Below are 4190 nucleotides of genomic sequence, written 5' to 3' on the forward strand. Positions count from 1 at the left end.
ACCGCCACCGACGAACCCCCGAGTGCAGTCAGCGGAGAACGGCAAGCAGTCCTGGTCACTGGCGGCAACGCCTGGACAAGCTGGGCATACCCACGGCGAGAACGGCCGCACCGGATGCCACGGCAGCCGCAGCCCCAGGCGTTCTCGAACGGGAGGCGCTGCGCTGTAGCGGAGGCTGCGCAGGAGCTGCTGGGCGACGCCGGCGGTCGGTCCGGTCCGCACCCCGCGCAGTTGGAGCAGCTACCCGTCGGCGCTCTCGATCGCCCGGGTGATCAGCGTCCGCTGTTCGGCGGGCACTGCTGCCCGCCACATCCTCCGAGCCGGGCGCCTTCTTCTCCTTGCCCAGCACCCGCAGCTGTCCGGTCATGGTCGCGCTCTGGTGTTCCTGGCGTACCCACCAACCGAGCCGGCGGCAGAACGCCCCGCCGACGGGCAGTGCCCGCGGCCGCCCAGCCCCGCTGTCCCTCCACGCCGGCTCGGCCATGGAGCCCACTGATCGTTCGTCAGATCAGGCGGATAGCCCCCACCAGTCACATCAGGCCCAACGATCGCCCAGATCCCAGGACACGGAAGATCTCAAACGCGGTCTGAGCTGGCCGTCAGGGATTCACCGGAGGTGCTGTCCGGCGGTCGTCGGCCCAAGCTCACGGGTAGATCACGACCCGGCCGTGCATGTAGAAACCATGTATGTATGGTGCATACTCTGTGCCACCCGGCTTTCCGTGCATGATCAAGGTGCCAGTCGGGCTGGAGGGGGTTGCCGTGGAACAGGCTCCGGACGGCTGGCGGAACGAGTACGAGACACGCCCGGAGTACAAGGCCATCCTGTCGAGGATGGAGACGCCTTGGTGGAAGCGGCCGTTGGCCCTGTGGGGCGGCGTTGTCGGTGTTGCTGCCGCTTCGTTCTTCCTGGGCGGCGCGGTGCTGGGTTCCGATGGGGGCTCGGGAACCTCTTCCCCGGATCCCTGGATACAGGGGCAGTTGGATGACCAGTCGCAGAACAACCAGCCTGTCGGTGTGACGGCAGCGCAGAAGTTCCAGATCCTGAACAAGTTTTGCACTCAGCAGGCTGGCGGCCCCTACGACGTCTCCGAGTCTGCGCTCATGGAGTGCAAGAACACCTACTACGTGACGGATCAGGGCCAGGTCCTGCCGAAATAGTCTCCTTCCTCCGGGTCAGGCCGCAGCGATCAATGAGGGTTTGACCCTGGCCCGGACAGCTAAATCAATGCGGGGATGTCGACTCGTCGTCGGCCTGTGGGGACAGGCCGAGTTGGGGGGCACGTTGCTTTACAGGTTCAATCCGCCGCCAGGCTGGCCGACTCCGCCTGCCGGGTGGACGCCACCGCTCGGATGGCGCCCGGACCCTTCCTGGCCGCCGCTTCCGGAAGGATGGCACTTGTGGGTCCCAGAACCCCTGCGCGAGGCCAGTGACGCCGGCGTCACCGGTTCCACTACAAAGGCGACGGACCAACTCGGTACGACTGCGACACCAGTGCAGCCGACCGACGCATTCGCCCCCGCAGCGAGTGCCCCCACCGCGGAGGCACCCATTCCTCCCGCGCGCCGTGGCGGCCTGTTCAGCAGGCGACGGCGCGACGACTCCGAGGAAATCGCTCAGCTGCGCGGATGGATCACCAGCACCCAGGGCATGGACGCCGTCCAGGTACTCGACGCCTTGCGCCAGGCACGTGAAGAGACAGTGGCTGTACGCGCGGCCGCCGATGCAGAGGCCGACCAGATCCGTCGGCAGGTCCGTGACGAGATGAAGCAGCAAAAAGAGGAGGCCAAGGCAGCCACGAAGGAGGCCGCCCAGGCCCGCAAGGAGGCAGAGAGGGTCCGCAAGGAGACCTATCAGGCCAGCAGCCGACTGGCCGAGCTGCAAGCGCAGGTGGTGACCACCGATGAAACGGTGATGCTCCAGCAGGTCGGGATCTACGCCTACCGCCACCAACTGGAGGACGCCATCGCCTACCGCACGCGTCTGGACTCGCTGCGAGGTGAGATCAAGGATCTCGCCCGCACCGACCGGGCGGTGCTCGCCGCACAGGACTGGACGGTCAACGGGTCTGCGCGCGCAGGACGCAAGATGGTTCGGGACTTCTCCAAGCTCATGCTCAGGGCGTACAACGCCGAGGCGGACTACGCGGTGCGCACAATGAAACCCCACCGCCTCGCATCGCTCGTCGACCGTCTTTACAAGAGCAGAGAGACCATCGCCAAACTCGGCGCAACCATGAACATCCGCATCTCCGACGCGTACCACGACGCCCGAGTGCGTGAGCTCCAGCTGACGGCGGACTTCCTGCAGAAGAAGGAAGAGGAGAAGGAGGCCCAGCGGGAGATCCGGGCCCGCGAAAGGGAAGAGGCTGCCGCTCAAAGAGAGTTGGACCGCGAGCGGGAGAAGCTCCAGAAGGAGCAGCGCCACTACCAGGCCGCTCTGGAACGGCTCCGGGAGCGCGGAGACGCCGACGCGGTAGCAGAGATGGAAGCGAAGCTGGCGGAGATCGAAGAAGCCCTCGGCTCCGTCGAAGCACGCGCCGCAAACATCCGAGCCGGATACGTGTACGTGATCTCCAACGTCGGCGCCTTCGGTGAGCGCATGGTCAAGATCGGCATGACACGACGCCTCGAACCACTGGAACGTGTCTACGAACTCAGCGGCGCCGCCGTGCCGTTCCGCTTCGACGTCCACGCCCTGATCTTCAGCAAAGACGCCGTCGGCCTGGAGTCACAGCTCCACCAGGAGTTCGCGGAACACCGGGTCAACCGCGTCAATGCACGCAAGGAATTCTTCCGCGTCACCCCGGCTCAGGTACGCGAAGCCTTGCAAACGTACGCCGGACAGCACCTCGTTGAGTTCACCGAAGAGCCCCAGGCCTTGGAATGGAGGGCCAGCCAGGCAAGCTGATGTCTCTTCATGCGTCCCGCAGCCAGGCGCCGGCTGCGGGGTGCGGTTGCAGACACTATGCGCGCCCGCCAGCCCGCCCCCCTCGACCGGCAGCAAGGCCTGCTGCGTAGGCCTGCGACCGCGGTTACCTTTGCACGCGTCGCCGCCGAATCGCCTTCGTGCTCCCCGGGGAGGACCCCGGCCGGTGTACGGCATGGCTGGTAGGGCAGCATCTGCTCAGCTACCGCCTGCCCGCGAGGGGTCGTCATGCGTTCCATCCACAGTCGTGCCGTGCCGCCAGCCCTGCTTGCTTGCCTTCTACTGGCAGGCTGCTCGTTGGGGCCGCTGGGCTCCTCGGACCCCTCGTCATCCAGCGCCCCGGCGACGGGAGGGTCTGGGGTGGGTGCGCCGGGAGGGTCGCGGTCGATCGCGGTGGGTGCGGGTCCGCAGAAGTCGTACACGGTGCAGCAGCAGCCGGCCGCGGGCAGTTGCCACTACCGCTACGAGCACGGTGAGCCGCTGGAGGACCACACGTGCACTCCCGGCGCGATCTCTCCGGCGGTGACGCAGGCGAATCTGAAGTCGACGGTCTGCCGCAAGGGTGGCTATACCTCCGGCGTGCGCCCCTCTGCCTACGTGACGGGCAAGGAGAAGCGGCTGAACGCCGCCTCGTACGGGTTCACCGGCCGTATGGGGGATGCCGAGTACGACCATCTGATCAGTCTGCAGCTGGGCGGTGACCCCAACGATCCGCGCAACCTGTGGGTGGAGCCCGCGGACCCCGGCCACAAGAGCGGTGCCGGGGTGAACAACAAGAAGGATCCGGTGGAGACGAAGCTGCATACCGCCGTCTGTTCCGGGAAGATCACCCTGGCGCAGGCGCAGCAGGCGATCGTCACCGACTGGACCACCGCACTGAGCACCCTCCACCTCGGCTGACCGATCGACGGTCGGCGCGATCAGTTCTACCTTGGCTGGCGCCGGCACTTCGCCCGCCACGCTTCCCGGTGAAGGTCGTGGCGGGGCTGCAAACGCCGGCCGGGGCAGCTGACCCGCAGGCCCTAGGAACTGTCCGATGGGCAGCGTGGCTAGGGGCAGGGAAACCCTGGTCACGCTCCCTTTTGGGCCGAAGCCAGCGGCCGACTGGCCTGTTGGCAAGGGCTGTTGTCTCCCACCCGCCTTCCGGGGTCGGCCGGTGACGTGCTCGTACAACGGGCTGCACAGTCATGGCCATCCGTGGCGAAGGGCTTGACCTGTGGCACCTCCGCTTCTGTGTGATTCCCTGCCGTCGATGAGAACC

The 4190-nt window shown here is 66.8% G+C and carries 3 protein-coding genes; all 3 read left to right on the forward strand.

Annotation, left to right across the window (positions count from 1 at the left end; all coding sequences use genetic code 11):
• Positions 1-726: 726 nt before the first annotated feature.
• Positions 727-1161 (forward strand): hypothetical protein, encoded by a 435-nt coding sequence (locus ACWEN3_RS42595; protein ID WP_452982954.1) that lies wholly within the window; start codon positions 727-729, stop codon positions 1159-1161.
• A 334-nt stretch (positions 1162-1495) separates the two neighbouring features.
• Positions 1496-2911, forward strand: coding sequence for a DUF4041 domain-containing protein (locus ACWEN3_RS42600; RefSeq protein WP_452982957.1), 1416 nt, complete (start codon positions 1496-1498; stop codon positions 2909-2911).
• 411 nt (positions 2912-3322) lie between these two features.
• Positions 3323-3829 (forward strand): hypothetical protein, encoded by a 507-nt coding sequence (locus ACWEN3_RS42605; RefSeq protein WP_452982960.1) that lies wholly within the window; start codon positions 3323-3325, stop codon positions 3827-3829.
• Positions 3830-4190: the final 361 nt, after the last annotated feature.

Source organism: Streptomyces sp. NPDC004561 (genome assembly GCF_053602155.1).